The sequence below is a fragment of the Tardiphaga sp. 839_C3_N1_4 genome (assembly GCF_051811045.1).
GTDB lineage: Bacteria > Pseudomonadota > Alphaproteobacteria > Rhizobiales > Xanthobacteraceae > Tardiphaga.
In genome coordinates, this window is sequence record NZ_JBPWQD010000001.1 from 3,899,685 (window position 1) to 3,923,082 (window position 23,398).

28 protein-coding genes are annotated in these 23,398 nt (G+C 62.6%); 10 read left to right on the forward strand and 18 right to left on the reverse strand.

Features of this window, described 5'->3' with window-relative positions:
• Nucleotides 1–43 precede the first annotated feature (43 nt).
• Nucleotides 44–697, reverse strand: coding sequence for a carbonic anhydrase (locus AB8A38_RS18610; protein WP_315840049.1), 654 nt, complete (start codon nucleotides 695–697; stop codon nucleotides 44–46).
• 129 nt (nucleotides 698–826) lie between these two features.
• Here AB8A38_RS18610 and AB8A38_RS18615 point away from each other — a divergent pair, with 129 nt between their 5' ends.
• Nucleotides 827–1,705: an HpcH/HpaI aldolase/citrate lyase family protein gene (locus tag AB8A38_RS18615; RefSeq protein ID WP_439087003.1), complete on the forward strand. Its 879-nt coding sequence runs from the start codon at nucleotides 827–829 to the stop codon at nucleotides 1,703–1,705.
• Nucleotides 1,706–2,783: 1,078 nt separating this feature from the next.
• On the opposite strand, the gene AB8A38_RS18620 is transcribed toward AB8A38_RS18615, so the two are convergent.
• From AB8A38_RS18620 to AB8A38_RS18630, 3 genes are all read right to left on the reverse strand, one after another.
• A complete protein-coding gene (locus AB8A38_RS18620) occupies nucleotides 2,784–3,575 on the reverse strand; it encodes a hypothetical protein (protein ID WP_439087004.1) in 792 nt (263 codons plus the stop codon).
• 21 nt (nucleotides 3,576–3,596) lie between these two features.
• Nucleotides 3,597–4,202 carry a 3-isopropylmalate dehydratase small subunit gene (gene leuD / locus AB8A38_RS18625; protein WP_089266479.1) on the reverse strand — a complete coding sequence of 202 codons (606 nt, stop codon included), beginning with the start codon at nucleotides 4,200–4,202 and terminating at the stop codon, nucleotides 3,597–3,599.
• A 71-nt stretch (nucleotides 4,203–4,273) separates the two neighbouring features.
• Nucleotides 4,274–4,675 (reverse strand): metallopeptidase family protein, encoded by a 402-nt coding sequence (locus AB8A38_RS18630; protein ID WP_439073674.1) that lies wholly within the window; start codon nucleotides 4,673–4,675, stop codon nucleotides 4,274–4,276.
• A 205-nt stretch (nucleotides 4,676–4,880) separates the two neighbouring features.
• Here AB8A38_RS18630 and AB8A38_RS18635 point away from each other — a divergent pair, with 205 nt between their 5' ends.
• The gene (locus tag AB8A38_RS18635) at nucleotides 4,881–5,168 is read left to right on the forward strand and encodes a hypothetical protein (RefSeq protein ID WP_439088556.1); all 288 of its coding nucleotides are present in this window, start codon (nucleotides 4,881–4,883) and stop codon (nucleotides 5,166–5,168) included.
• 1 nt (nucleotide 5,169) lies between these two features.
• Here AB8A38_RS18635 and AB8A38_RS18640 read toward each other — a convergent pair whose 3' ends face one another.
• The gene (locus AB8A38_RS18640) at nucleotides 5,170–5,385 is read right to left on the reverse strand and encodes a hypothetical protein (RefSeq protein ID WP_439087005.1); all 216 of its coding nucleotides are present in this window, start codon (nucleotides 5,383–5,385) and stop codon (nucleotides 5,170–5,172) included.
• A gap of 245 nt (nucleotides 5,386–5,630) precedes the next feature.
• Here AB8A38_RS18640 and AB8A38_RS18645 point away from each other — a divergent pair, with 245 nt between their 5' ends.
• The 3 genes from AB8A38_RS18645 to AB8A38_RS18655 all read left to right on the forward strand — a co-directional run bounded on the left by AB8A38_RS18645 (nucleotide 5,631) and on the right by AB8A38_RS18655 (nucleotide 7,535).
• Nucleotides 5,631–5,957 carry a hypothetical protein gene (locus AB8A38_RS18645; protein WP_439087006.1) on the forward strand — a complete coding sequence of 109 codons (327 nt, stop codon included), beginning with the start codon at nucleotides 5,631–5,633 and terminating at the stop codon, nucleotides 5,955–5,957.
• Nucleotides 5,958–6,120: 163 nt separating this feature from the next.
• Nucleotides 6,121–6,561 (forward strand): hypothetical protein, encoded by a 441-nt coding sequence (locus tag AB8A38_RS18650; protein ID WP_439087007.1) that lies wholly within the window; start codon nucleotides 6,121–6,123, stop codon nucleotides 6,559–6,561.
• Between the two features lie 311 nt (nucleotides 6,562–6,872).
• Nucleotides 6,873–7,535: a hypothetical protein gene (locus AB8A38_RS18655; protein WP_439087008.1), complete on the forward strand. Its 663-nt coding sequence runs from the start codon at nucleotides 6,873–6,875 to the stop codon at nucleotides 7,533–7,535.
• Nucleotides 7,536–7,620: 85 nt separating this feature from the next.
• Here the strand turns inward: AB8A38_RS18655 and AB8A38_RS18660 are convergent, their stop codons facing one another.
• The 6 genes from AB8A38_RS18660 to AB8A38_RS18685 form a co-directional block, all read right to left on the reverse strand.
• Nucleotides 7,621–8,790, reverse strand: a complete 1,170-nt coding sequence (locus AB8A38_RS18660; protein WP_439087009.1) for a winged helix-turn-helix domain-containing protein — start codon at nucleotides 8,788–8,790, stop codon at nucleotides 7,621–7,623.
• Nucleotides 8,791–8,992: 202 nt separating this feature from the next.
• Nucleotides 8,993–10,408, reverse strand: a complete 1,416-nt coding sequence (gene leuC, locus AB8A38_RS18665; protein ID WP_439087010.1) for a 3-isopropylmalate dehydratase large subunit — start codon at nucleotides 10,406–10,408, stop codon at nucleotides 8,993–8,995.
• A 113-nt stretch (nucleotides 10,409–10,521) separates the two neighbouring features.
• Complete coding sequence (locus AB8A38_RS18670; protein ID WP_439087011.1) at nucleotides 10,522–10,746, reverse strand: hypothetical protein; 225 nt, start codon at nucleotides 10,744–10,746, stop codon at nucleotides 10,522–10,524.
• A gap of 16 nt (nucleotides 10,747–10,762) precedes the next feature.
• Nucleotides 10,763–11,161: a 50S ribosomal protein L19 gene (gene rplS, locus AB8A38_RS18675; RefSeq protein WP_089266471.1), complete on the reverse strand. Its 399-nt coding sequence runs from the start codon at nucleotides 11,159–11,161 to the stop codon at nucleotides 10,763–10,765.
• A 122-nt stretch (nucleotides 11,162–11,283) separates the two neighbouring features.
• Nucleotides 11,284–12,036 (reverse strand): tRNA (guanosine(37)-N1)-methyltransferase TrmD, encoded by a 753-nt coding sequence (trmD, locus tag AB8A38_RS18680; protein ID WP_439087012.1) that lies wholly within the window; start codon nucleotides 12,034–12,036, stop codon nucleotides 11,284–11,286.
• 50 nt (nucleotides 12,037–12,086) lie between these two features.
• A complete protein-coding gene (locus AB8A38_RS18685; RefSeq protein WP_439087013.1) occupies nucleotides 12,087–12,521 on the reverse strand; it encodes a winged helix-turn-helix transcriptional regulator in 435 nt (144 codons plus the stop codon).
• Nucleotides 12,522–12,653: 132 nt separating this feature from the next.
• Between AB8A38_RS18685 and AB8A38_RS18690 the strand changes: the two genes are divergently transcribed.
• On the forward strand, nucleotides 12,654–13,523 hold the full coding sequence (locus AB8A38_RS18690) for an SDR family oxidoreductase (RefSeq protein WP_439087014.1): 870 nt from the start codon (nucleotides 12,654–12,656) through the stop codon (nucleotides 13,521–13,523).
• 3 nt (nucleotides 13,524–13,526) lie between these two features.
• Here AB8A38_RS18690 and rimM read toward each other — a convergent pair whose 3' ends face one another.
• The 3 genes from rimM to ffh are packed head-to-tail and all read right to left on the reverse strand — an operon-like array spanning nucleotide 13,527 to nucleotide 15,956.
• Nucleotides 13,527–14,051, reverse strand: coding sequence for a ribosome maturation factor RimM (rimM, locus tag AB8A38_RS18695; RefSeq protein ID WP_439087015.1), 525 nt, complete (start codon nucleotides 14,049–14,051; stop codon nucleotides 13,527–13,529).
• Between the two features lie 6 nt (nucleotides 14,052–14,057).
• On the reverse strand, nucleotides 14,058–14,390 hold the full coding sequence (gene rpsP / locus AB8A38_RS18700; protein ID WP_089266465.1) for a 30S ribosomal protein S16: 333 nt from the start codon (nucleotides 14,388–14,390) through the stop codon (nucleotides 14,058–14,060).
• 48 nt (nucleotides 14,391–14,438) lie between these two features.
• Nucleotides 14,439–15,956: a signal recognition particle protein gene (ffh, locus tag AB8A38_RS18705; RefSeq protein ID WP_439087016.1), complete on the reverse strand. Its 1,518-nt coding sequence runs from the start codon at nucleotides 15,954–15,956 to the stop codon at nucleotides 14,439–14,441.
• Between the two features lie 347 nt (nucleotides 15,957–16,303).
• Between ffh and AB8A38_RS18710 the strand changes: the two genes are divergently transcribed.
• Nucleotides 16,304–17,368 carry an MBL fold metallo-hydrolase gene (locus tag AB8A38_RS18710; protein ID WP_439087017.1) on the forward strand — a complete coding sequence of 355 codons (1,065 nt, stop codon included), beginning with the start codon at nucleotides 16,304–16,306 and terminating at the stop codon, nucleotides 17,366–17,368.
• Between the two features lie 53 nt (nucleotides 17,369–17,421).
• Here the strand turns inward: AB8A38_RS18710 and AB8A38_RS18715 are convergent, their stop codons facing one another.
• Nucleotides 17,422–18,129 (reverse strand): SIMPL domain-containing protein, encoded by a 708-nt coding sequence (locus AB8A38_RS18715; protein WP_439087018.1) that lies wholly within the window; start codon nucleotides 18,127–18,129, stop codon nucleotides 17,422–17,424.
• A gap of 70 nt (nucleotides 18,130–18,199) precedes the next feature.
• Nucleotides 18,200–18,946 (reverse strand): GyrI-like domain-containing protein, encoded by a 747-nt coding sequence (locus tag AB8A38_RS18720; protein WP_439087019.1) that lies wholly within the window; start codon nucleotides 18,944–18,946, stop codon nucleotides 18,200–18,202.
• A gap of 196 nt (nucleotides 18,947–19,142) precedes the next feature.
• Between AB8A38_RS18720 and dapF the strand changes: the two genes are divergently transcribed.
• Complete coding sequence (gene dapF / locus AB8A38_RS18725; protein WP_439087020.1) at nucleotides 19,143–20,015, forward strand: diaminopimelate epimerase; 873 nt, start codon at nucleotides 19,143–19,145, stop codon at nucleotides 20,013–20,015.
• Between the two features lie 3 nt (nucleotides 20,016–20,018).
• Here dapF and AB8A38_RS18730 read toward each other — a convergent pair whose 3' ends face one another.
• Nucleotides 20,019–20,654, reverse strand: a complete 636-nt coding sequence (locus AB8A38_RS18730; RefSeq protein WP_439088557.1) for an RluA family pseudouridine synthase — start codon at nucleotides 20,652–20,654, stop codon at nucleotides 20,019–20,021.
• A gap of 163 nt (nucleotides 20,655–20,817) precedes the next feature.
• Here AB8A38_RS18730 and ftsY point away from each other — a divergent pair, with 163 nt between their 5' ends.
• Both ftsY and AB8A38_RS18740 read left to right on the forward strand, forming a co-directional pair.
• Complete coding sequence (gene ftsY, locus AB8A38_RS18735) at nucleotides 20,818–21,762, forward strand: signal recognition particle-docking protein FtsY (protein WP_439087021.1); 945 nt, start codon at nucleotides 20,818–20,820, stop codon at nucleotides 21,760–21,762.
• The gene (locus AB8A38_RS18740; RefSeq protein WP_315840032.1) at nucleotides 21,762–22,373 is read left to right on the forward strand and encodes a septation protein A; all 612 of its coding nucleotides are present in this window, start codon (nucleotides 21,762–21,764) and stop codon (nucleotides 22,371–22,373) included. Before ftsY ends, AB8A38_RS18740 begins: the two co-directional genes overlap by 1 nt.
• 174 nt (nucleotides 22,374–22,547) lie before the next feature.
• Here the strand turns inward: AB8A38_RS18740 and AB8A38_RS18745 are convergent, their stop codons facing one another.
• On the reverse strand, nucleotides 22,548–23,303 hold the full coding sequence (locus AB8A38_RS18745; protein WP_315840031.1) for a superoxide dismutase: 756 nt from the start codon (nucleotides 23,301–23,303) through the stop codon (nucleotides 22,548–22,550).
• Nucleotides 23,304–23,398 lie beyond the last annotated feature (95 nt).

The following is a 23,398-nucleotide window of genomic DNA, read 5'->3' on the forward strand; positions in this document are numbered from 1 at the left end:
TTTTCATAGCGCGTGGAAGCCGCCCGATGATGAGGTCGGGGTATCAGGAGGCCTTTGCCTGGCTGACCGGCCGAAACTCTTTCGCGACCTGATCCAGCACCGACAGCGATCCCACCGCGACGCCAAAGTAAGCGCCGTGCAATTCGAGTTCGCCCTTCGCGACCTTGCTGCTCACAAACGGGAACGTCATCAGGTTCTCAAGGCTGCGGAACACGGCGGCCTTTTCGATACGGGTGACGAAATCCTGGAACGCCTCGTGCTCGCGGATCTCGACCTTTTCGTCGGGCTTGATGAACATCGACATCCAGCGGCCGATGAAGTCACCCGGCGACAGCGGCGCCGCATTGTCGACGAAAGCGCGGATACCGCCGCATTGCGCGTGGCCAAGGATGACGATGTGTTTCACCTTCAACACCTGCACCGCATATTCCAGCGCTGCCGAGACGCCATGGGCGCCGCCATCGGGTTGATAGACCGGCACCAGGTTGGCGATGTTGCGCACCACGAACAGTTCGCCGGGCGAGGCATCGAAGATGACCTCCGGCGACACCCGCGAGTCGCAGCAGCCGATCACCATGACTTCCGGCGACTGGCCCTTTTCCGATAATTCGCGGAAGCGCGACTGCTCGGTCGGCAATCGCTCCGACGTAAAGGTCTGGTAGCCGGCAATCAGTTGCTGCGGAAATGATGCTGTCATGGTCTGCCTCATGGGTCCCCACGGATAACCATAGGACGCCAGCGCGAACAAGCCTTCCGGGCGGCGTGCTGAAATGTTATCGCGGATGCCTGAATAACGAACAGGCCATAGTTACAGGGAAATGACGCCATGATCCGTCCGCGCCGCAGCCATTTGTTCATGCCCGGCTCGAACCCGCGCGCGCTGGAGAAGGCCCGCACCGTACCGGCCGACGGCATCATCCTGGATCTCGAAGACGCCGTGGCGCCGGACGCCAAGGGAACCGCGCGCGACGCCATCGCGCAGACGCTGGCCGCCGGCGGCTTCGGCAAGCGCGAGGTCATCATCCGCATCAATGCGCTGGATTCGCCATGGTGGATCGACGACGTCACCATGGCCGGCAAGGCCAAGCCCGATGGCATCCTGGTGCCGAAGATCTCCAGCGTCGAGGATCTCTCCGCCATTGCGGATCGCCTGAGTGACATCGGCGCCGACATGTCGATCAAGGTCTGGGCCATGATCGAGACCTCGCGCGCCATCCTCCATGCGGAGGAACTCGCGGCAGCCTCCAGGGATTCCGAAAATCGCCTGGCCGGCTTCGTGTTCGGCCCCAACGATATCGCGCGTGAAACCCGCATCCGAATGATGCCCGGCCGCGCGGCGATGTTGCCGATGATTACCCATTGCGTGCTGGCGACGCGGTTGCATGGTCTCGAAATTCTCGATGGTCCCTACAGCAATTTCAGCGATACCGAGGGCTTCATCGCCGAAGCCGAACAGGGCCGCGACATCGGCTTCGACGGCAAGACGCTGATCCATCCGAGCCAGATCGAGGCCTGCAACAAGGTCTTCACGCCCCCGGACGACGAAGTTGCCCAGGCCCGCCGCATCATCGCAGCGTTCGAACAGCCGGAAAACGCCAGCCGCGGCGCGATTCAGCTCGACGGCAAGATGGTCGAGCGGCTGCATGCGGATATGGCCAAGCGCACAATCGCGATCTCGGACGCGATTGCCGCGATGGGGAGCTGACGCGCAGGCGTCATTCCGGGGCGGGATGGACAGCGCGACGCGCGTTTTACGATGAGACCGGACCTCATGTCATGGCCGGGGGCGCGAAGCGAGCTTCGCTAGATGCTCCCGGCCATCCACGTCTTCCTTGTGGCCAAGACGTGGATACCCGGCATTCGCCGGGCATGACGTGGAGTTTGTTGTGAGCGTTCGCACGTCACGCGATTTCAGATTCAACTGTCAAACAGCCACTGTTCTGGAGAGTCTTGTCCTTCAGACATGCGTCATCGCCCCCATTATTTGCGGCGCGGGGGCGCCGTCGTCTGCTGCATTCCCGCCCCCTTGTGAGAGGGCGTGCGGAACGCCAGGTGCCCGTTGCACCCTTGGGCCTGATGCGAATGCGGTCTTCCGCAATTGAGAGTGCATCAGGACTTTCGGAGGCGCCGAGCGATTGCCCGACGTTCCGCATACGGTGTTTTTTCGGTTGCTTGCGCGTTGCCATGGCGAACGATCCGATCACCAAAATTACAGTCCCAAGGCGAATGGGACAGGGTGCCTCAAGCGAGTAAGCCGGACGCGTTTCGATTTGGTCGTCCGTCACACTGTCCAGGGGTCTTTCCATCCCAAGGCTAAACGTCTCCTTGCCAGTGGCAGTGCTGGCGCAGATCCGTCCTGCCCGAAGACAGACGTCCCCCATGAACCGCGTAACGCCGCATCTCCGGCGTCCACCGCATCCTGCCCCGCGAACGTGACGATCGCGATCGCCCCTCTCGGTGGGGCAGGACGAAGGGGAATATAATCAAGGCGGGGATATTGTCAACGAAGAATAGGAAAAAATGTTTAAGCGCTGTCTTGCCACCTCACACCCGTCATTCCGGGGCGCTGGAGCGACAACGTCGCGCAAGCGAACCCGGAATCTCCGCATGTTCAACGCAAAACACTCTGAGATTCCGGATTCGCACTACGCGGCTGCGCCGCTTCGTGCGCCCCGGAATAACGAGAGTGGGTCGGGAGGTCAGCTTCGCGCTCTGCCGGCTTCGCCGGCGACGCTCGCCCCGGAATGACGTAGGAGGCCGGCCGCTTCGAGAGTCTGGCTCGCCTATCTCTTACCGACCCGCTCGGCCGCCCAGGCATAAAAGCTTCCCGGCATCGGCGCTTCCTTCCCGCGTCCCTTTGGCGAGATATGAAAGCCGAGAATATCCGGATCGCCGACCAGCGTCGCAAAGTCCGACGGCTCAAAGAATAGCTTCGGCTCCGCGTGAATCGAATAATAAGCCTTCCGCGGCAGCGCGTGATGCTGCAAGCCGTGGCGCTTCGCGAGCGCCGTCAGCGATGCCGGGCCGAAGATCGCGACGCGCACGTCGCTAGCGCGCTTCGCACTACCGCGCAGCTTGCGCCATGCAAAGGTGAGGCGATGACGCAATGACATCCAGTCTGGCGTCAACTCGTCCTGCCTGATCAGCGCCTCAAACGCCGCAACGATCGGATCGTCCGGCGGTAGATATAGCACCGAATTGCCGAGCTGACGTCGCTTCTCCCAGGCGAAATAGGGTTTTGCCGGATCAATCTCGATCGGCTTCAGCAGCAACACATCCGCGTCGAGCCAGAGGCCAAGACCTTCGGCCATCAGCCGAATGCGAAAGAAATCGCTGAACTGCAGCGGGGTCCAGCCAACCCACGCGCCATCGGGATCTGACGGGCGCAGCCGCTCGGCAAAGGCGCGCGGCAACACGGCTTCCGCATCGGCATTGCTCACGCCATCCGGCAGATCGAGTATCGGTGCAAAACTGTAGAGCGTGACGCGATGGCCCGCCTCGACCTGTGATCTCAGGCACAGCCTGCGCAGCGCATCGAGCGGGCCCTCCCAAAAGGTGACGACGTCAGGAATCACGCGTCACCTTCCGAAGTGAGATCAGGCCCAGGCGCGTGCGGTCTTGAGCTTCTCTTCGTAGCTGTCGATGGAAGCCTTCTTCTCCATTGTCAGGCCGATATCGTCGAGACCGTTGAGCAGGCAGTGCTTGCGGAACGGATCAATCTCGAACTTCACCGTGCCGCCGTCAGGACCGCGGATTTCCTGGTTCGGCAGATCGATGGTGATGGTCGCATTGGCGCCGCGCTCGGCATCGTCGAACAACGCGTCGAGATCCTTCTGCGAGACGCGGATCGGCAGAACGCCGTTCTTGAAGCAGTTGTTGTAGAAGATGTCGCCAAACGAGGTTGAGATCACACAGCGGATGCCGAAATCCAGCAGCGCCCAGGGCGCGTGTTCGCGCGACGAACCGCAGCCGAAATTGTCGCCGGCCACCATGATCTTGGCGTTGCGATAGGCAGGCTTGTTGAGGACGAAATCCGGGTTTTCGCTGCCGTCATCGAGGTAGCGCGCTTCCGAGAACAGGCCCTTGCCGAGACCGGTACGCTTGATGGTCTTCAGATACTGCTTCGGGATGATCATGTCGGTATCGACATTGATGATCTTCAGCGGCGCCGCGACGCCTTCCAGCGTGGTGAACTTGTCCATGAACGTATCCTCGGATTGAGCGGGCGTTTTAGCCCGATCGGGCGGCCCGTCCAAGGGTGATTTATGCAGGGCTAATCGGCGACGCCAGCCTCGATGGCCTCCATATCGGCGTCCGACAGGCCGAAATGGTGGCCTATCTCGTGGATCAGCACGTGGCGGACGATATGGCCGAGGGTTTCGTCGTGTTCGGCCCAGTAATCCAGGATCGGCCGGCGATACAGCCAGATCATGTTGGGCAACTGCCCGGTATTGTCCTGGCTCTGGAATGGCAGGCCGACGCCCTGGAACAGGCCGAGCAGGTCGAATTCGGTCTCGGCCTGCATCTCCTCCAGCACCTCATCGGTCGGGAAATCGTCGACCCGGATGATCACGCCCGCACAGAGCTTGCGGAAACCCTCCGGCAGGAGGGCGAGCATGGCATGGGCCATGTCCTCCATTTCGGCGAGATCGGGAGCTTTTGCCTGATGCCACATGTTTCCCTGTCTAGCCAATTCCCGTGACATGGCAATGCGCCGGTGCAGCGCGTTCACGAGCGGTTGACGCGCGGGCGTCAATCGGAGACTTTGCGGCGTTGTTTGAGGCATGATCTCTCGACAAACGAACCCGTTTGTCGGCGAAAACCGGCATTTACTTTTCGGGATCATGCCTATGGCGGTTTGGGGCGTTAAAATGCGGATCATGATGGCGGCACTGGGATTGGCGGTTGCGCTCGGCGCGCTGCCTATGGTTGGCGTCGCACAGGCACAGACGGCCACGCAGGTCGCCCAGTCCGACGACAGCGTTCAGCCTCGCCGCGCGCGCCCGCGCGTTCGCATCTATCGCACCCCGGACGAACGCGGTGTCTATCCCAGCTACAATCCCGGCCCGAATGCCGTGCGCGATTGCACCGCCAATCTGGTGCAGGAATATCGCCCGAGCGGCACCGTGATCGTGCCGCGCATGAACTGCTACTGGCGCCGCGGCTGACCTAGCGGCGCTCTCGCGCGGCACCGATCAGACCCGCTGCAATCACTATCGCCGAACCGCCATAGACGATGATCGCCATGGCGAGTTGTGTTGCCTTGCCTGCGGTGCCAGGCATCACGCCGGGGCCTTGCGACGCCTGCGCCTGTTCGATCCACGGATCCAGAGCGGCGGAGACAAATGCGAGCGTGACAACAATCGTCGAGATCAAGCGCATCATGATGGCCTCCATCATTGCATGATCGAGATACGTGTCGCACAGCGGTTTGGTTTTACAACCATGCTTCACATTGGCGCGATGACGCGCATTCGTTCCGCGGCTGCGACAGTCCGCCACCGCGTCATATCGCTCACGCACCATTCACATCGCGTTCACCTCTCAAACCCTAGCGTCATCAGCATGGGCTATGATCCATTCGTGAAGCTGCATCTCGACATGAACGCAGCAGACCCAGGAGAGAACACGTGAACGTAAAGAAATTTTTCGGCTTCGCTGCCATCGCAGGATTGCTGTTTGTCGCAGCGCCGACACAGCAAGCAAATGCAGTCTCGCTGAACAGCCCAGGCATCGCATCGTCTGTGCAAGGCAGTGAGAAGCTGACGACCGAGGTGCAGTATCGCCATCACCACGATCGCGGCTATCGCGGGCATCACGGCATGCGCCGTCACCACGGCTGGCATCGCCCGCATCACGTCCGCCGCCATCATGGCTGGCACCGGCCGCATCACGTGCGCCGCCATCATGGCTGGCACCGGCCGCATCACGTGCGTCGTCACGGTTGGCGCTACTGAGAATATCTCTGAAATGGAAACAGGCGCGCGCAAGTGCGCCTGTTCTCGTTGACGGGATGTTGACCGCGTCTCTCTGTCGCGGGAAATCTCTGCCCCCATATGCGTTATGGGGTGAAGGCGACGAAAGACGATCGATGGAAAGCCATCGAGGCAAGGAAAGATCATGAAGAACTGGGTAGGCGCAGCCATGCTGGCTGCAACACTTTCACTCGGCGGCGCATTGACCAGCGCCCCCGCCATGGCTGACACGCAGGCGACTCAAAAGGCTACGTCGGACAACAAGGCGAAGGCGACGGACTTCAGCGCACAGCGGCGCCATCGCCACTTCCACCACCGCCATCACTTCGGTCACCGGCATTACGGGTATCGCGGCTATTACGGCCCGCGTTATGGCTACGGATACGGCTATCGTCCGTACCGCTCCTATTACGGCCCGGCCTATTACGGACGCCCCTATGCCTATCGCCCTGCCTACTACGGCGGATACGGCTACCGGCCCTACGGCTATTACGGCGGCTATCGTCCCTATGGCGCCTATGGTTATGGCCCGGGCGTCGGTTTCGGCGGCCCGCTCAGCGTCGGCTTCAGCTTCGGCCGCTGGTAAACTCTGACATCACCGGACGACATCGACGGGCGCCCTTTGCGGCGCCTGTTTTTTTGTGCGCACCGCGCGGCTTCCGCCCGCGTCATTCATGACGCGTTCAGATCAGCATCCTTAATTTTCGGTCAAGGCGCGACAACCCACATGACACGACCATGCGCAAACGCACCGTTGGCGCAAGCGAGGACCTGTGCCGTCAGGTTTGCGCGATCGATGTCCCATGCGCTGATCGAGGGAGGATGTTTCTGATGAGACATGTTCAAGATCGACGATCTGTCCTGAATACCGAACGAGGTTTTGCGATCAGACAATTCATGACGCGCTCGCTCGGCGTGGCTGCCGCCGCAGCGATGATGATGTCGCTGACGCCATCGGCGCGGGCAGTCTCGCTGATCAATCCCGGCGCGGCACCCGCAGCCAAGCAGGCGCATGATGCTTTGTTCACGCAGGTCCAGCATCGCGGTGGACGCGGCGGTGGTGGCGGAGGAGGTTTCCGCGGCGGTGGCGGCGGAGGTCACGCCTTTCATGGCGGAGGCGGCGGCGGATTTCGCGGCGGCGGCATGCCGGCGCTTCGGGGTGGCGGTGGAGGCGGAGGCTTCCGTGCCGTAGCGCCTGCGTTTCGTGGCGGTGGCGGTTTCCGCCCGGGCCCGGCCTTTGTCGGCGGCGGCTTCCGGCGCGGCCCCGCCTTTCATGGCGGCGGCTATCGCTACGCGGCGCCATTGATCGCCCGGCGCCCCTATTATGCGCCGGCGCGTTACTACGGCGCGCGCCATTACGGCTATCGCCGCCATTTCCGCCCGCACTATTACGGCTACGCGCCGAGCTACTATTACGGCCCCCGCTACTACCAGCCGCGACGCTTCTGCCGGATCGTCTGGACCTATTACGGCCCACGCAAGATCTGCCGCTATCGCCCATGGCATCACCGCCACTGGCACTACCGGCGGCATTACCATCGCTTCCATGCTTACTGGTGAGTTGGGCCGGTTTGACTAAAGCCACGCTCCACACTCTCGGTTATGACCGGGCTTGTCCCGGCCATGACGACTGAGTGTTAGTCGTTCACTCGCCCAACTGAAACGACTCGAACCGCCCGAGCTCTTCTTCGATCCGCCGCTTCCACTCCTTGCGCGGCGTTTTCGGCTTCGCGCCATCGCCGACCCAGCTCCATTGCTGCATCAGCAATTTGCGCTTCTGCCGATCGGTCTTGAGGTCGACGGCCGCCACGATCTGATCGTCCACCAGCACCGGCAGTGCGAAATAGCCGAGCTGACGTTTTTCCTTCGGTACATAGGCCTCGAAACGATGATCGTGGCCGAAGAACAAATTTGTTCGCTTGCGTTGGATCACCAGGGGATCGAATGGCGACAGCACATGCACCAGCCCAGCCTCGCCCGGGCTGGTGTCCTCGATCGCAGCGGGCGTCGTCCAGTGCTCCTGCTTGCCGGCGCCATCAAGCGTAATGGCCATCAGCTCGCCCTTGCGCAGACGGGCCTCGATCAGCTTGCGTATGCCGGCCTTGCTCGGTGCATCCAGATGGCAGATCGAGTCCAGACTGACGATGCCCTGCGACCGCAGCGCGCGGTCCAGCAGATAGGCGAACTTCTCCGTAGCGCTCGCCGCTTTCGGCAGCGTGTCCCAGCCGAAATGCCGCAACAGAAGATCATAAGTCTTCAGCATGCCCGTGCGTTCGGAGATCGTGAGATGCCCCTCATAGAACGCCAATTGCAGCGCCCGCTTCGACGGCTTGCGGCTGGCCCATTCATGATCCTTCTCGCGCAGCACGTCGTCATCGATGTCGCGAATCGACAGCGGGCCGGCTTTGGCCAGCCGCATCACCTTGCGCTTGTCCGCGGACGTCACCGACGCGAACCAGCCGTGGCCCTCACGGCGATAATATTTCATGTCCGGCACGAAGAGGCCGATGTCGTCGGTCGGCACGTAAGCGAGCGCGTGGGTCCAGTATTCGAACACGCTCTTGTCGTGCGTCTGGGCCTGTTTGAGATCAGCCCGCCTGTAATCGGGAATACGCGAGAACAGGATGTGATGATGGCTGCGCTCGATCACATTGATGGTGTCGATCTGCACATAGCCGAGATGCTGGACGGCAGCCTTCACCGCCTCCGCGCCGTCACCGAACGGCGCACGCGCATCGAGCCGCTGCGCGCGCAACCAGATGCGGCGGGCGGCGGTGATATCGAGATTGATGGGTTTCGAGGGCGGGCGCGGCATGTCGCAAAGTTAGCCCGGATACACGTGGCTGTCATTCCGGGGCGCATGAAGGCGGCGTAGCCGCTGCAATGCGAACCCGGAATCTCGGTGTATTCATCGCCTGCTCATTCCAGGCGAGGAAGACGCGGACTCACGTCGGGATTCCGGGTTCACGCCGGCCCGCTACGCGACCCGGCCTGCCCCGGAATGACGAGCGAGTGACTCAGCGCCACTCTCTGATATCGACGAAGTGCCCCGCGATCGCAGCCGCAGCCGCCATCGCCGGCGACACCAGATGGGTGCGGCCCTTGTGGCCCTGACGACCCTCGAAGTTGCGGTTCGAGGTGGCGGCGCAGCGTTCTTCCGGCGCCAGCTTGTCGGGGTTCATCGCCAGACACATGGAGCAGCCCGGCTCGCGCCATTCGAAGCCGGCTTTCAGGAAAATCTTGTCGAGCCCTTCGGCTTCCGCCTGCTCCTTCACCAGACCCGAGCCCGGCACGATCATCGCCGAGACATGGCCGTTGACAGTCTTGCCGTCGACGACCTTGGCCGCGGCGCGCAGATCTTCGATACGGCCATTGGTGCAGGAGCCGATGAAGACGCGATCCAGCTTGATATCGGTGATTTTCGTACCCGCAGTCAGACCCATATAGGCCAGCGCGCGCTCCTTGGAGAGACGCTTGGCTTCATCCGCGATGTCCGCCGGGTTCGGCACCTTGCCGGTGATCGAGATGACGTCCTCGGGCGACGTGCCCCAGGTCACGATGGGGGGCAGCTTGGCGGCGTCGAGACGTATCTCGTGATCGAAATGCGCGCCTTCGTCAGAGCGCAGCGTTTCCCAGTAGCGCACGGCCTGTTCCCACATATCGCCTTTCGGCGACATCGGGCGACCCTTGAGGAATTCATAGGCCTTCTCGTCGGGCGCGATCAGGCCGGCGCGGGCGCCGCCTTCGATCGACATGTTGCAGACCGTCATGCGGCCTTCCATCGACAGCGCGCGGATCGCCTCGCCGGCATATTCCAGCACATAGCCGGTGCCGCCGGCGGTGCCGATCTCGCCGATGATGGCCAGGATGATGTCCTTGCCGGTGACGCCGTCGGGCAGTTTGCCATCGACGGTGGCGCGCATGTTCTTCGCCTTCTTCTGGATCAACGTCTGTGTCGCCAGCACGTGCTCGACTTCCGACGTGCCGATGCCATGCGCCAGCGCACCGAATGCGCCATGCGTCGAGGTATGGCTGTCGCCGCAAACGATCGTCGTGCCCGGCAGCGTAAAGCCCTGCTCGGGGCCGATGACGTGAACGATGCCCTGACGCTTGTCGAACTCGTTGTAATATTCGATACCGAATTCGCGCACGTTCTCGGCCAGCGTCGCAATCTGCTCGGTGCTTTCCGGATCGGGATTGGGCTTGGTGCGATCCGTGGTCGGCACGTTGTGATCGACGACCGCGAGCGTCTTCTCCGGCGCATGCACACGGCGGCCTGCAGCACGCAGACCTTCGAAGGCCTGCGGGCTCGTCACTTCGTGCACCAGATGGCGATCGATATAGAGCAGGCAGGTGCCGTCGGCGGCTTCCTCGACCAGATGGTCGTTCCAGATCTTGTCGTACAGGGTGGTCGGCTTTGCAGAGTCAGTCATGAGATCAGGCCTCGAAAGAAAACGTGGGCCAGTTGCGTGCTGCTAAATGATCTGCCGCATCGGCGGCGCAAAGCGCGCAACTGAGAAACGGGGAAAGAAACGCGTGAGATTGCTCACGCGCTTCTAAGCGCACCCACGATCGACGTGGTGAAGCGACCGAAGAAGCGACCGGGCAGCCGGCTATGATCGTCGATGACGATGCGCAATGCGTGCTGGTGCAGGTCTAGAAACATTCCAGTCATATAGCACTCGGCGATCACGACGCCAATGCGACCGAGGTATGCAGTCTTCACGTAACAAAAAAGCGCGGCTTGCGCCGCGCTTTTCGTCTCGCACATTCGGTGATGCGGAAAATTACTTCGCTGCAGCCACAGCCGCGACCTTCGCCGGGCGCTCGGTCTTCTTCTCGACGATACGGGCCGACTTGCCGCGCAGATCGCGCAGGTAATACAGCTTGGCGCGACGCACCTTGCCGCGACGCACAACCTTGATCGAATCGATCATCGGGGAGAGCAGCGGGAACACGCGCTCGACACCCTCGCCGTAGGAGATCTTGCGAACGGTGAAGCTCTCATTGATGCCACCGCCGTTACGGCCGATGCAGACGCCTTCATAGGCCTGAACGCGGGAGCGCTCGCCTTCGACAACCTTCACGTTGACGATGAGGGTGTCGCCGGGACCGAATTCCGGGATCGACTTGGTGGCGGAAAGGCGGTCGAACTGCTCTTTTTCAAGCGTCTGAATCAGGTTCATCGAAAATCTCCATCGGCGGCGCGCCCAGACGTTGCGCGGGCTGCGCTCGAAACTCTTACCCTGCCATTGCACGGATTTGGCGCTGCTATACGGGAAAGCGAAGCCGTTGTCACCCGTCTCTGTCACTCGCCCGTCGTGATTTTTAGCGGTTTTCGTTTTTTGCCTGATTCCGGCACTTTCGGACGGACCGCCCACAAATCGGGCCGTCGTGCGGCGGTCAGCGCCTCCGCCTCGGCCAGCCGCCATTTGGCGACCCTGGCGTGGTCCCCGGAGATCAGAACGTCGGGAATCTCTCGCCCTTCAAAGGTCTGCGGGCGAGTATATTGCGGGTATTCCAGTAGTCCATCGGAGAAGCTTTCGTCGGTTCCCGAGACCAATTTGCCCATCACTCCCGGCAAAAGCCGCACGCAGGCGTCAATCAGCGTCATGGCGGCAATTTCGCCGCCGGACAGCACATAGTCCCCGATCGAGACTTCCTCGAGCCCGCGGGCGTCGATGACGCGCTGGTCGATGCCTTCAAAACGGCCGCAGACGATCAGCGGCCCCGGCCCCGCAACCAGTTCCGCCACCCGCGCCTGGGTCAATGGCCGACCGCGCGGGCTCATGACGAGCCTGGGGCGGTCTTGCGCATCTGCCGCATCGATCGCTGCCGCCAGCACGTCTGCCCGCAGCACCATGCCCGGCCCACCGCCCGCCGGTGTGTCATCGACGCTGCGATGCTTGTCGGTGGCCGAAGCACGGATATCGCGCGGCTCCAGCGCCCACAGGCCGGAAGCCAGCGCCTTGCCTGCGAGGCTGATGCCGAGCGGTCCCGGAAACATTTCGGGAAACAGCGTCAGTACCGTCGCGCGCCATGGTGGGGGTTCGATAGTCATGGCTCTCCATCGCGCGTCCGGCGCGAGGCGTCAAACCCCCGCGAGCCCGTTCAAGCCGCCGACATCTGCTCGCTGGTGTCGCCGGCATCGAACGCGGCGCGCGACGCCTTGATCTCCTCAAAACTGCGTTCCGCCCAGTCGATCAGGCCCGCCAGCGGCGCCATCGCGGACTGGCCGAGCGGCGACAGGCGATACTCCACCGAGGGGGGCTTGGTCGGGAAGACGTGGCGGGTGATCAGCCCATCGCGCTGTAGGTCGCGCAGCGACTGGGTCAGCATGCGCTTGGAAATATCCGGCACCGCACGATGCAGCTCGCTGAAACGATGCGGCCGGGCCGCCAGCACCACCAGCAGCAGCGACGTCCATTTGTCGCCAATGCGGTCCAGCACGTTGCGCACCGGGCAGGCATCGGCATCGAAGCCCCGCGCCCGCCATTCGTCGAAGCGGGTGGCCAAGGGGGCATTGTCAGAAGCTTTTTGGGGCATCGGGAGACTCCTTCCGGCCGACCGCAGGTCACTTCCAGGTAACCTGGCGATAAAAAACTGCCTCCTTACGGTACGATCAGGCAGTCTCTATTCAAGACCTATCGTCAATTAGAGACCTTAGGAGATTTTGCCATGTTGAACCACCGTATTCTCGTCACCGCCGCCAATGGCCAGCTTGGTCGCCTCACCATCGACGCCCTGCTCAAACTTGTCCCGGCCAGCCAGATCGTCGCTGGCCTGCGCGATCCGGCCAAGGGCGCCGATCTCGCCGCCAGGGGCGTCACCGTCGTCGCTGCCGATTACAGCAAACCGGACACGCTGGACGCCGCCTTCAAGGGCATCGACCGCCTGCTGCTGATCTCGTCGAACGAACTGGGGCAACGTGTCCCGCAGCACCGCAATGTGATCGACGCCGCCAAGAAGGCCGGCGTGAAGCTGATCGCCTATACGAGCGTACTGCGTGCGGACACCTCACCGCTCTCAGTCGCCAAAGAGCATTTGCCGACGGAAGAATTGATCCGCGCTTCCGGCATTCCTTTCGCGCTGCTGCGCAACGGCTGGTACACCGAGAACTACACGGCATCGATCCCCGCGGCATTGGCGCACAACGCGCTGATCAGCAGCGCCCGTGATGGCCGCATCGCATCGGCCTCGCGCGCAGATTACGCAGCAGCGGCTGCAGCCGTGCTGACCTCGACAACGGATCACGCCGGACAAATCTATGAGCTGGCTGGCGACGAAGCCTACACGCTGGAAGCTTTTGCAGCGGAGATCACGAAGCAGTCCGGAAAGACTGTCGCCTATGTCCGCTTGCCCGAAGCCGACTTCAAGGCAGCGCTGCTCGGCGCAGGTTTGCCGGAAGAACTCGCAGAACTGATCGCGACGTCGGATACGGCCGCGGCTGATGGCGCGCTGTTCGATGACAGCCATACGCTGAGCAAACTGATCGGGCGGCCGACCACACCGTTTGCAACAACGATTGCGGAAGCGTTGAAAGCGTAAGAGTTATGCCGCGGTGGGATCGTCGCCGATGATCTCACCCGGCAATTCGATCACGACACGGCCGGCCGCGAGGTCAACGGTCGGCACCACCGCATTGGTGAAGGGCAACAGCATGGTCGCGCCCTCTAGCGGCGCGATCTCGATGATGTCGCCGGCGCCGAAATTATGGATGCCGACGACACGACCGATCGCATCGCCCGCTGCATTGACCGCAGCGAGGCCGATCAGGTCGGCGTGGTAATATTCGTCGTCTTCGGTGTCGGGCAGCGCATCGCGCGCCACATAGAGCTCGACGCCATTGAGGCGCTCGGCGTCTTCGCGGGACGCGACGCCCTTCAGCGTCGCGACCAGATGGCCCTTGGCCTCGCGGACGTCATCGACCTCAAAGCTCCGCTTGCCGTCCTTGGTGACAAGCGGACCGTAGTCGCACACGGCGAATGGATCTTCGGTGAAGGTCCACAGCCGGACCTGACCGCGCACACCATGCGGCGCGCCGATGCGCGCGACGCAGATTTGCGCGGAGGTCATTCCGCCTTACTTCTTGGCGGCGGCTTCAGCGTTGGCCTTGCGCTCCTTGCGCGGCACGGCCTTCTCCGGATTGTTGCGGGCTTCGCGCTTCTGAACGCCAGCGGCATCGAGGAAACGAGCCACGCGGTCCGACGGCTGTGCGCCCTTGGCGATCCAGGCCTTGGTCTTGTCGAGGTCGAGCTTCAGGCGCAGCTCGTTGTCCTTGGCGAGCAGCGGATTGAAGTAACCGAGACGCTCGATGAAGCGGCCATCACGGGGAAAACGCGAGTCGGCGACGACGACGTGATAGACGGGACGCTTCTTGGTGCCTGCGCGGGCGAGGCGGATAACGACGGACATGGGATTCTCCTAAGTGTGTTCGATTTGAATGTGAGTTGAATGGGTCGGTTATTTCTTTTTCCCGAGACCGGGAAAGCCGCCGAGTCCCGGCAGCGTCGGTTTGCCCAGCCCTGAAAGGCCCGGGAAATCTTTCGGCAATGACGGCATGCCCTGCGGCATCCCGCCCGGCATCTTCTCGGCCATCGCCTTCATCTGTTCGGGGGATGGCATGCCACCGCCACCGAAGCCCATGGCCTGCGCGATGCCGGCCATCGGGCCACGCTTGCCGGAGCCCATGGCCTTCATCATATCGGCCATGTTCCGGTGCATCTTCAGCACCTTGTTGACTTCCTCGACCTTGAGGCCGGCGCCGGCAGCGATACGCTTCTTGCGACTGGCCTTGAGGATGTCGGGATTCTTGCGCTCCTGACGCGTCATCGAATCGATGACTGCGATCTGGCGCTTCACCACGCGGTCATCGAGACCGGCGGAGGCGATCTGGTTCTTCATCTTAGCGATGCCGGGCATCATGCCCATCAGGCCGGATAGACCGCCCATATTGGTCATCTGGATCAGCTGCTCACGCATGTCGGTGAGATCGAACTGGCCCTTGCGCATGCGCTCGGCAGTACGGGCGGCTTTTTCCGCATCGATATTTGCAGCAGCGCGCTCGACCAGCGACACCACGTCGCCCATGCCGAGGATGCGGCCGGCGATACGGCTCGGATGAAAGTCTTCCAGCGCATCGGTCTTTTCGCCGGTACCGATCAGCTTGATCGGCTTGCCGGTCACGGCGCGCATCGACAGTGCAGCACCGCCGCGGCCATCGCCGTCGACGCGGGTTAGCGCGATGCCGGTGAGGCCGACGCGCTCGTTGAAGGAGCGCGCGAGATTGACGGCGTCCTGACCGGTCAGCGCATCCGCGACCAGCAGCACTTCATGCGGATTGGCGATCGCCTTGATCTCGATCGCTTCCGTCATCATTTCTTCGTCGAGCGTCGTGCGACCGGCGGTGTCGAGCAGAACCACGTCATAGCCGCCGAGCTTGGCAGCGGACAGCGCGCGCTTGGCAATCTCAGCCGGCTTCTGGCCTTCGACGATCGGCAGCGTCTGAATGTCGAGATCACGGCCGAGCACCGCGAGCTGCTCCATGGCAGCCGGACGATAGACGTCGAGCGACGCCATCAGCACCTTGCGCTTGTCGCGCTGAGTGAGACGGCGCGCAAGCTTCGCGGTCGTGGTGGTCTTACCGGAGCCCTGCAGACCGACCATCATAATGGCGACGGGCGGCACAGCCTGAAGATCGATGCCGCCTTCGCCATCTGCGCCGAGGGTCGCGACCAGTTCGTCATGGACGATCTTGACGACCATCTGGCCGGGCGTGACCGACTTGACGACGGTGGCGCCAATGGCCTGCTCACGCACGCGATCGATGAAGGAGCGGACCACGTCGAGCGAGACGTCGGCTTCGAGCAGCGCGCGGCGCACTTCGCGCATCGCGGCATCGACGTCAGCCTCCGACAGCGCACCGCGTCCGGTGAGCCGGTCGAGAATTCCGCCAAGTCGTTCCGACAGATTGTCGAACATCGCTGCTTCGCTTCCGATATCGCCATCACCATGATGACGAAAAACCAAACACTTTTGCGCCCGAGGGCGCATCGCGCTGTCGGGCGTTGACCTCCGGACTCCAGGACCGGTCGGCGGGTCGAAAAGAGAACTTTTCGAGAATTGGTGGGGACTTACAGCGCCGGGGCCCGGCGAGTCAAGGAAATATGGCCGCCGCGCCGTCGCCCGAAACGGCAACCCATTCAAGATAAAGGATATTCTCTGCAGCAGGCGATTAAATTGACAATAGGCAATTGGATTTCTGGGTGAGCTGCCCTAGATGTGAGTGATCGCTCACCTCAGGTTCCCCTTTTCGGCTTTTGACATTCATGACCATCACCCGCCGCAAGCTTCTCGCATCCATCGGCGGCCTCGCCGCAGCGGCGGGGCTGTCGGCCATCTGGGCTTCCCACATGACCAATTATGACGGCCCCGTCTCCGATCACTTCGACGGCAAGATCTTCTTCGATCCTGATGGCGCGCCGCCGAGGTCGCTCGGCGAAGTGCTGCGCTGGCAATTCGGCGGCGGCCGTACGCGCGAGGTCTGGCCGGACTGGGTCGATAACGAGTTTGCCGATACGCCGCCGGCCAAGGTCGAGGGTACGGGCGTTCGCTTTAGTTACGTGGGTCACGCGAGCTGGCTGATCCAGACCGCGGGAATCAACATCCTGTTCGATCCGGTGTGGTCCGACCGTGTCTCGCCGTTCTCGTTCGCCGGCCCGAAGCGCCACACCGCGCCCGGCATCGCCTTCGACAAGCTGCCGAAGATCGATGTCGTGCTGGTATCGCACGGTCACTATGACCATCTCGATCTTCCGACACTGTCGAAGCTATCGGCCAAATTTGCGCCGCGCGTGATCACGCCGCTTGGCAATGACGTCACCATGAAGAGCGCCGACAGCGCGATCAAAGCCGAGGCCTATGACTGGACAGATCGCGTCGAGCTCGGCAACGGCCTCGCCGTCACGCTGGTGCCGACGCGCCACTGGACCGCGCGCGGCCTGTTTGATCGTAACAAGTCGCTCTGGGCGAGCTTCGTGCTGGAGACGCCAGCCGGCAAGATCTACATCGTTGGCGACAGCGGCTATGGCGACGGCCTGCACTTCCGCCGTGTGCGCGAGACCCATGGTGCTATCAGGCTCGCGATCCTGCCGATCGGCGCCTATGAGCCACGCTGGTTCATGAAGGACCAGCACATGAATCCGGAAGATGCCGTGAAAGCCTTTGGCGATTGCGGAGCGCAGCAGGCGCTGGCCAGCCATCACAGCACATTCCAGCTTACTGATGAAGCGATCGACGGACCGGTGAAGGGATTGGCCGCCGCATGCAGCGCGGCGGAATTGCCCAGCGAGAAGTTTATGGCGCTGAAGCCGGGACAGGTCGTGGAGATTTAAACTGTCGTCCCCGCGTTCGCGGGGACGACATGCGGAGGGGTGTCACGCTGCTATCACTGCGCGGGCTTGATTTCCCAGCTCACGCTGACATTCACGCGCAGCACTTCCTCGCCTTGCGCCACCGGGGCCGATGCCGCGTCGGCACCCATCTTGCGCAGCATCATCGGTGCCGGCGCGCTGCCGGAGTCCTCGGAGATGCTGATCGGCGCGCCGAGCTTGACGCCGGCCGCCTTGGCGTAAATCTCCGCCTTGCGCCGCGCGTCAGCGACCGCTTCGCTGCGCGCGTCGTCGAGCAGTTGCGACGCCTTCGTCACCATGAAATTGATGCCGCCGACCTCATTGGCGCCCGAAGCTACCAGCGCGTCGATCGTGCCGGCCACCTTGGTCACGTCGCGTACGCGGATGGTGACGCGGTTGCTGGCGCGATAGCCCGAGATCACGTTGGGGCCAGGATTGGGGCGGGTCTGCTGCGCATATTGCGGAAACAGCGACAGCCGCGACGTCTGCATGTCCTTTTCCGCAATGCCGGCACTCTTCAGGGCCGCCAACACCTTGGCCATCGCGACATTGTTGGCCTCGGCGGCCTCGCGTGCCGTCTTGGCATCAGTCGTGACACCGCCATCGACGACAGCGAGATCCGGCGGCACCGAGACGGTGCCTTCGCCGGAGACGGAAATCGTCGGCGGTGGATTGACCTGCGCGAGCGCAGGAGTGGCGATGAGCGCAATGCCGAAAACGGCCAGAGTCAGATGATTTTTCATGCCCGATCTGTCGCGACCGTCCAAGGCTTCTTTATGACCAGAGATTCTTTATCGCTGGCCTTCGCTTCTATTACTTCAGCGGCACATAGACATTGATGACGAGCTTGTCTTCCGCCGTCTTCAAGGGATCGGTCATGTATTCCTCGATGAAGGTGTCTTTCGCCTCTAGCTTTTTGTCGTCGAGGTGATTGGTGATCGCCTCATAGGTGTTGTCCATATTGTCGTAGGAGCCGCGATGGACGAACTTCAGTGCCTTGCCATCCGGTGACAGACCCATCTTCATCGCCTTCGGCAGGTTCTTCACCTCCTGATCGACCGGGATTTCCGCGAGGAAGGTGAAGCCGGTGTCGTCGGTGGTCGTATAGACGATCATCGGGTTGCCGGATGACTTGACGCCCTGTTTGTCGAGCACGGTGGTGATCTGCTTGAACGCATCCATCAGCGTATCGAAGGCCGAATCCCAATTCGCCTTGCCGACGAAGGTCACCATCTGCTTCGGCGATAGCGTGATTTCCTCGCCGAACGGATCGGCAACCTGGACCTGAGGCGCGGCTGGCGTTGCGGGAGCCTGCGCCGCGGCGGGCGGCGTTGCCGGCGCGACGGGGGCCGGCGTCTCCCGTGCGGCGGGAGCGGGAGTGGCGGGAGCCGTTGCCGCCGGAGCTGGTGTGGCCGGTGCGGGCGCGGGCGGGGTCGCCGGGGTGCTTGCCGCTGGCGGCGTGGCGGGTGGAGATTGCGCCCAGGCCGCGGCGTTCAGCGTCAGCGCGGCTGCCGGGATCAGCGCCGCAGTGGCGAGGCGGGACAGGCGAGAACGGGTCATTCGAAGGGTCTCCAGTGACATCCTGCAGCGCAGTGTCCGGCAACATGCGCGATACGGCACCATGGTAACACGCAGCCGCGGCTTTCGTCCCCTCCCCAAAATTGCGCAGGGCCATTCAAAACAGCCGACACAGAATCGCCGTACTGGCCAATCCGCCCGGCCTCGCCATATAAGGCTGAGATCAACGGGACCGAGCATGAGCGCACTGGCCAACCATTCCTTCGCTAAGATGAACGGCATCGGCAACGAGATCGTCGTGATCGACCTGCGCGATACGGCATCCGGTATTACGCCTGCCGACGCCCGCGCCGTGGCCACCCCCGAAGGCGTACCCTATGACCAGTTGATGGTGCTGCAGAAGCCCCGGCTGGCCGGCACCGACGCCTTCGTCTCAATCTACAACAATGACGGCTCCGAAGCCGGCGCCTGCGGCAACGGCATGCGTTGCGTGGCGCGCCAGATTTTTGCCGGCGGCGACAAGACGGCGCTCACATTCGAGACCAGGGCTGGCCTGATCAATTGCTGGCAAGGCCCCGCGCCGGACCTTTACACGGTGGACATGGGCACACCGAAGTTCGGCTGGCAGGACATTCCGCTGGCCGAGGAATTCCGTGACACCCGCGGCATCGAGTTGCAGATCGGCCCGATCGACGCGCCGATCCTGCACACCCCGTCAGTCGTCTCGATGGGCAACCCTCATGCGATCTTCTGGGTGGACAACATCCAGGCCTATGATCTCGAAAAGTTCGGCCCGCTGCTGGAAAACCACCCGATCTTCCCGGACCGCGCCAATATCACGCTGGCCCATATCGTCGATCGCGATCACATCGTGATGCGTACCTGGGAGCGCGGCGCCGGCCTGACCAAGGCTTGTGGCTCCGCGGCTTGCGCAACCGCTGTTGCCGCCGCTCGCCTGCGCCGGACCAATCGAACTGTGCATATGACGCTGCCCGGCGGTGAACTCACCATCGAATGGCGCGAGAGCGACGACCACGTGCTGATGACGGGGCCGGCCGCGTTTGAATATGAAGGCACGTTCGATCCGAAGCTGTTCGCTTCGGTCGCGTAAGCCCTACTCCCCGTTCCAGCCGCACGCTTTGAGCCGCTCATGCAGATGCGGCGGGGCCGGCGCGACGACACGGATCGGGTCCTTGTTACGCGAGATCGGAATCACGATCTCGCGGGCATGCAGATGCAGCGTCGGCTCGCCGAATCTGGGCCCGTTGCCATAGATATTATCGCCGACAATCGGAAATCCCGATGATGCACAATGCACACGGAGCTGATGCGTGCGCCCCGTCACCGGCTCCAGCGCCAGCCAGCTTATGCCGCCGCCGCGGCCGAGCACGGTGAAATTCGAAACGGCCTTGAGTCCCTCGGGATCCGGCTTCATCCACCAGCCCCGATCGGCATTGAGCCGCCCGAGCGGCATGTCGATCACGCCGGAATCTTCGGCAGGCCCGCCCTCGACGACCGCCCAATAGGTCTTTCGGATACGGCCGTGCTTGAACAGCAGACCGAGCGACGCGGTCGCCTTGCGATGCCGCCCCAGCACCAGGCAGCCCGACGTGTCGCGGTCCAGCCGATGCGCCAGAACGGGTGCGCGCGGCAGGCCATAGCGCAAGAATTCGAACGAGGTTTCCAGATTGGCGCCGCCCTTGGGGCCGCGATGCACCGGCAGGCCGGCCGGCTTGTCGATCACCAGCATCAACCCGTCACGGTGCAGCACCCGCGCCAGAATCTCGGCCTCGGTCAGCTCCACTGCATCGGTGCGGGGTTCCAGCCGGGGCTCGGCCTCCAGGCTTACGTCTTCGTCACTTTCACTGGTCATACTTTGAATCATGGCGCGAAACGGCTAACACACCCCCGACATGAGCGACACTCCCGAAACGCCAAAACTGAGCTGGTGGCGACGGCTCTCCGGCGGGCTGAAGCGCACCTCGAGCGCCCTTGGCACCGCGGTCGCCGACCTCGTGACCAAGCGCAAGCTCGACCGCGCCATGCTCGAGGATATCGAGGATGTGCTGCTGCGCGCCGACCTGGGTACCGAAGTGGCAGCGCGGATTTCCGCCGCCGTCGGCCATGGCCGCTACGACAAGGCGATCTCGGCCGACGAGGTCAAAACCGTCGTAGCCACGGAGGTCGAAAAGGTGCTCTCGGCGGTGGCGAAGCCGCTGGTGATCGACACCGCCCACAAGCCGTTCGTGATCCTCGTGGTCGGCGTCAACGGTTCCGGCAAGACCACCACCATCGGCAAGCTGGCGTCCACTTTCTCTGCCGAAGGCCGCAAGGTGATGCTGGCCGCCGGCGATACGTTTCGCGCGGCAGCCATCGAGCAGCTGAAAGTCTGGGGCGAACGCAACAAGGTGCCAGTCATCGCCGGCGCGCAGGGTTCGGATTCCGCGAGCCTCGCCTTCACCGCCGTCACCGCGGCGCGCGACGACAATCGCGACGTGCTGCTGATCGACACCGCCGGCCGGCTGCAGAACAAGACCGAGCTGATGGTCGAACTCGAAAAGGTTGTGCGCGTGATCAAGAAGGTCGATGCCACCGCGCCGCATGCGGTGCTGCTGGTCCTCGATGCCACAGTGGGACAAAACGCGCTGTCGCAAGTCGAAGCGTTTCATCGTACGGCTGGCGTCACCGGCCTTGTGATGACCAAGCTCGATGGCACCGCGCGCGGCGGCATCCTCGTGGCACTGTCGGAAAGGTATAAACTGCCGGTGCATTTCATCGGCGTTGGCGAAGGCATCGACGATCTCGCGCCGTTCACCGCCAAGGACTTCGCGCAAGCGATTGCAGGAATTGAAAGCTGATGACTGACGTACTTGCCAAAAACCAGCCGCATCCGCTGTTCAAGCTCGCCACCGAACTCGGCCCGCTGATCGTATTCTTCGTCGCCAATGCAAAATTCAACCTGTTCGTCGCCACCGGCGCCTTCATGGTGGCGATCGTCGCGGCGATGATCGCGTCTTACGTCGTGGTCAAGCATGTGCCGATCATGGCGCTGGTCACCGCTGTCATCGTGCTGGTGTTCGGTACGCTGACGCTGGTGCTGCATGACGAGACCTTCATCAAGGTCAAGCCGACCATCATCTATGGCCTGTTCGCAGCGATCCTCGGCGGCGGCCTGTTGTTCGGCCGCTCCTTCATCGCCATCATGTTCGACCAGATGTTCAATCTCACGCACGAAGGCTGGCGCGCGCTGACGAAGCGCTGGGCGCTGTTCTTCTTCGCGATGGCGCTTCTGAACGAAGCGATCTGGCGCACCCAGAGCACCGATTTCTGGGTGGCCTTCAAGGCGTTCGGCGTCATCCCGCTGACCATGGTCTTCGCGGTGGCGCAGATGCCGCTGATCAAGCGTTACAGCATCGAGCCGGCGACCCTCGCGGAGAGCGCTGCGGACGAAGGCGATGTGAGGAAGTAACTTCTAACCTCTCCCCGCCTGCGGGGAGAGGTCGACTGGAACGCGCACAGCGCGTGGAAGTCGGGTGAGGGGCACTCTCCATTTATTCCGAACTCGCGGAGACTCCCCCTCATCCGTCTCGAACGCGCTTTGCGCGTTCGAGACACCTTCTCCCCGCAAGCGGGGAGAAGGAAACTACACCGCCAGCGTGCCGGCCTTTGCCGCCGCATAGCGCTCGCCGACCTTGGTCCAATTGACCGTATTCCACCACGCCTTGAGATAATCAGCGCGACGGTTCTGGTAGGTCAGATAATAAGCGTGCTCCCAGACGTCGTTGCCCATCAGCGCGCGCTTGCCGTCCATGATCGGATTGTCCTGATTCGGGCGCGTCTCGATCGACAGCTTGCCGTCCTTGTCGACGATCACGAACACCCAGCCAGAGCCGAACTGACGGCCGCCGGCGGCATTGAAATCGGTCTGGAATTTCTCGAGGCCGCCGAGGTCGCGATCGATCGCCGCGAGCACATCGCCTTCCGGCTTGCCGCCGTTCGGGCCCATGATCTGCCAGAACATGGTGTGGTTGGCATGGCCGCCGAGATTGTTGCGCACGCCGGTGCGGATCGCATCAGGCACGCTGTTGAGATTGCCAAGTACCTCGACCAGCGGCTTCTCGCCGATCACGGGGGTGTCCTTGGCAAAATTGTTCATGTTGGCAACATAGGCGGCGTGATGCTTGTCGTGATGGATCTCCATCGTCTTGGCATCGATATGCGGCTCAAATGCCGTGACCGGATAGGTCAGCGGCGGCAGGATGAAGGGCGCATTGCCGGCAGCGGGGGTGGCCGGCGCAGCCGCTTGGGCGAAAGCAAGACGGGGCGCGACAACCGCGGCAGCGATGCCGGTCGCAGCGAGCATGAGATGGCGTCGAGACATCGATGCGGAGGTCGTCATGGGGCTTCTCCCTGAGGAATTTGCGGGTTCGTTCGGACAGATACGCAACGCATCACTGCCAGTTTCATATGCGGGCATTGTGACGCAGCGGGGCA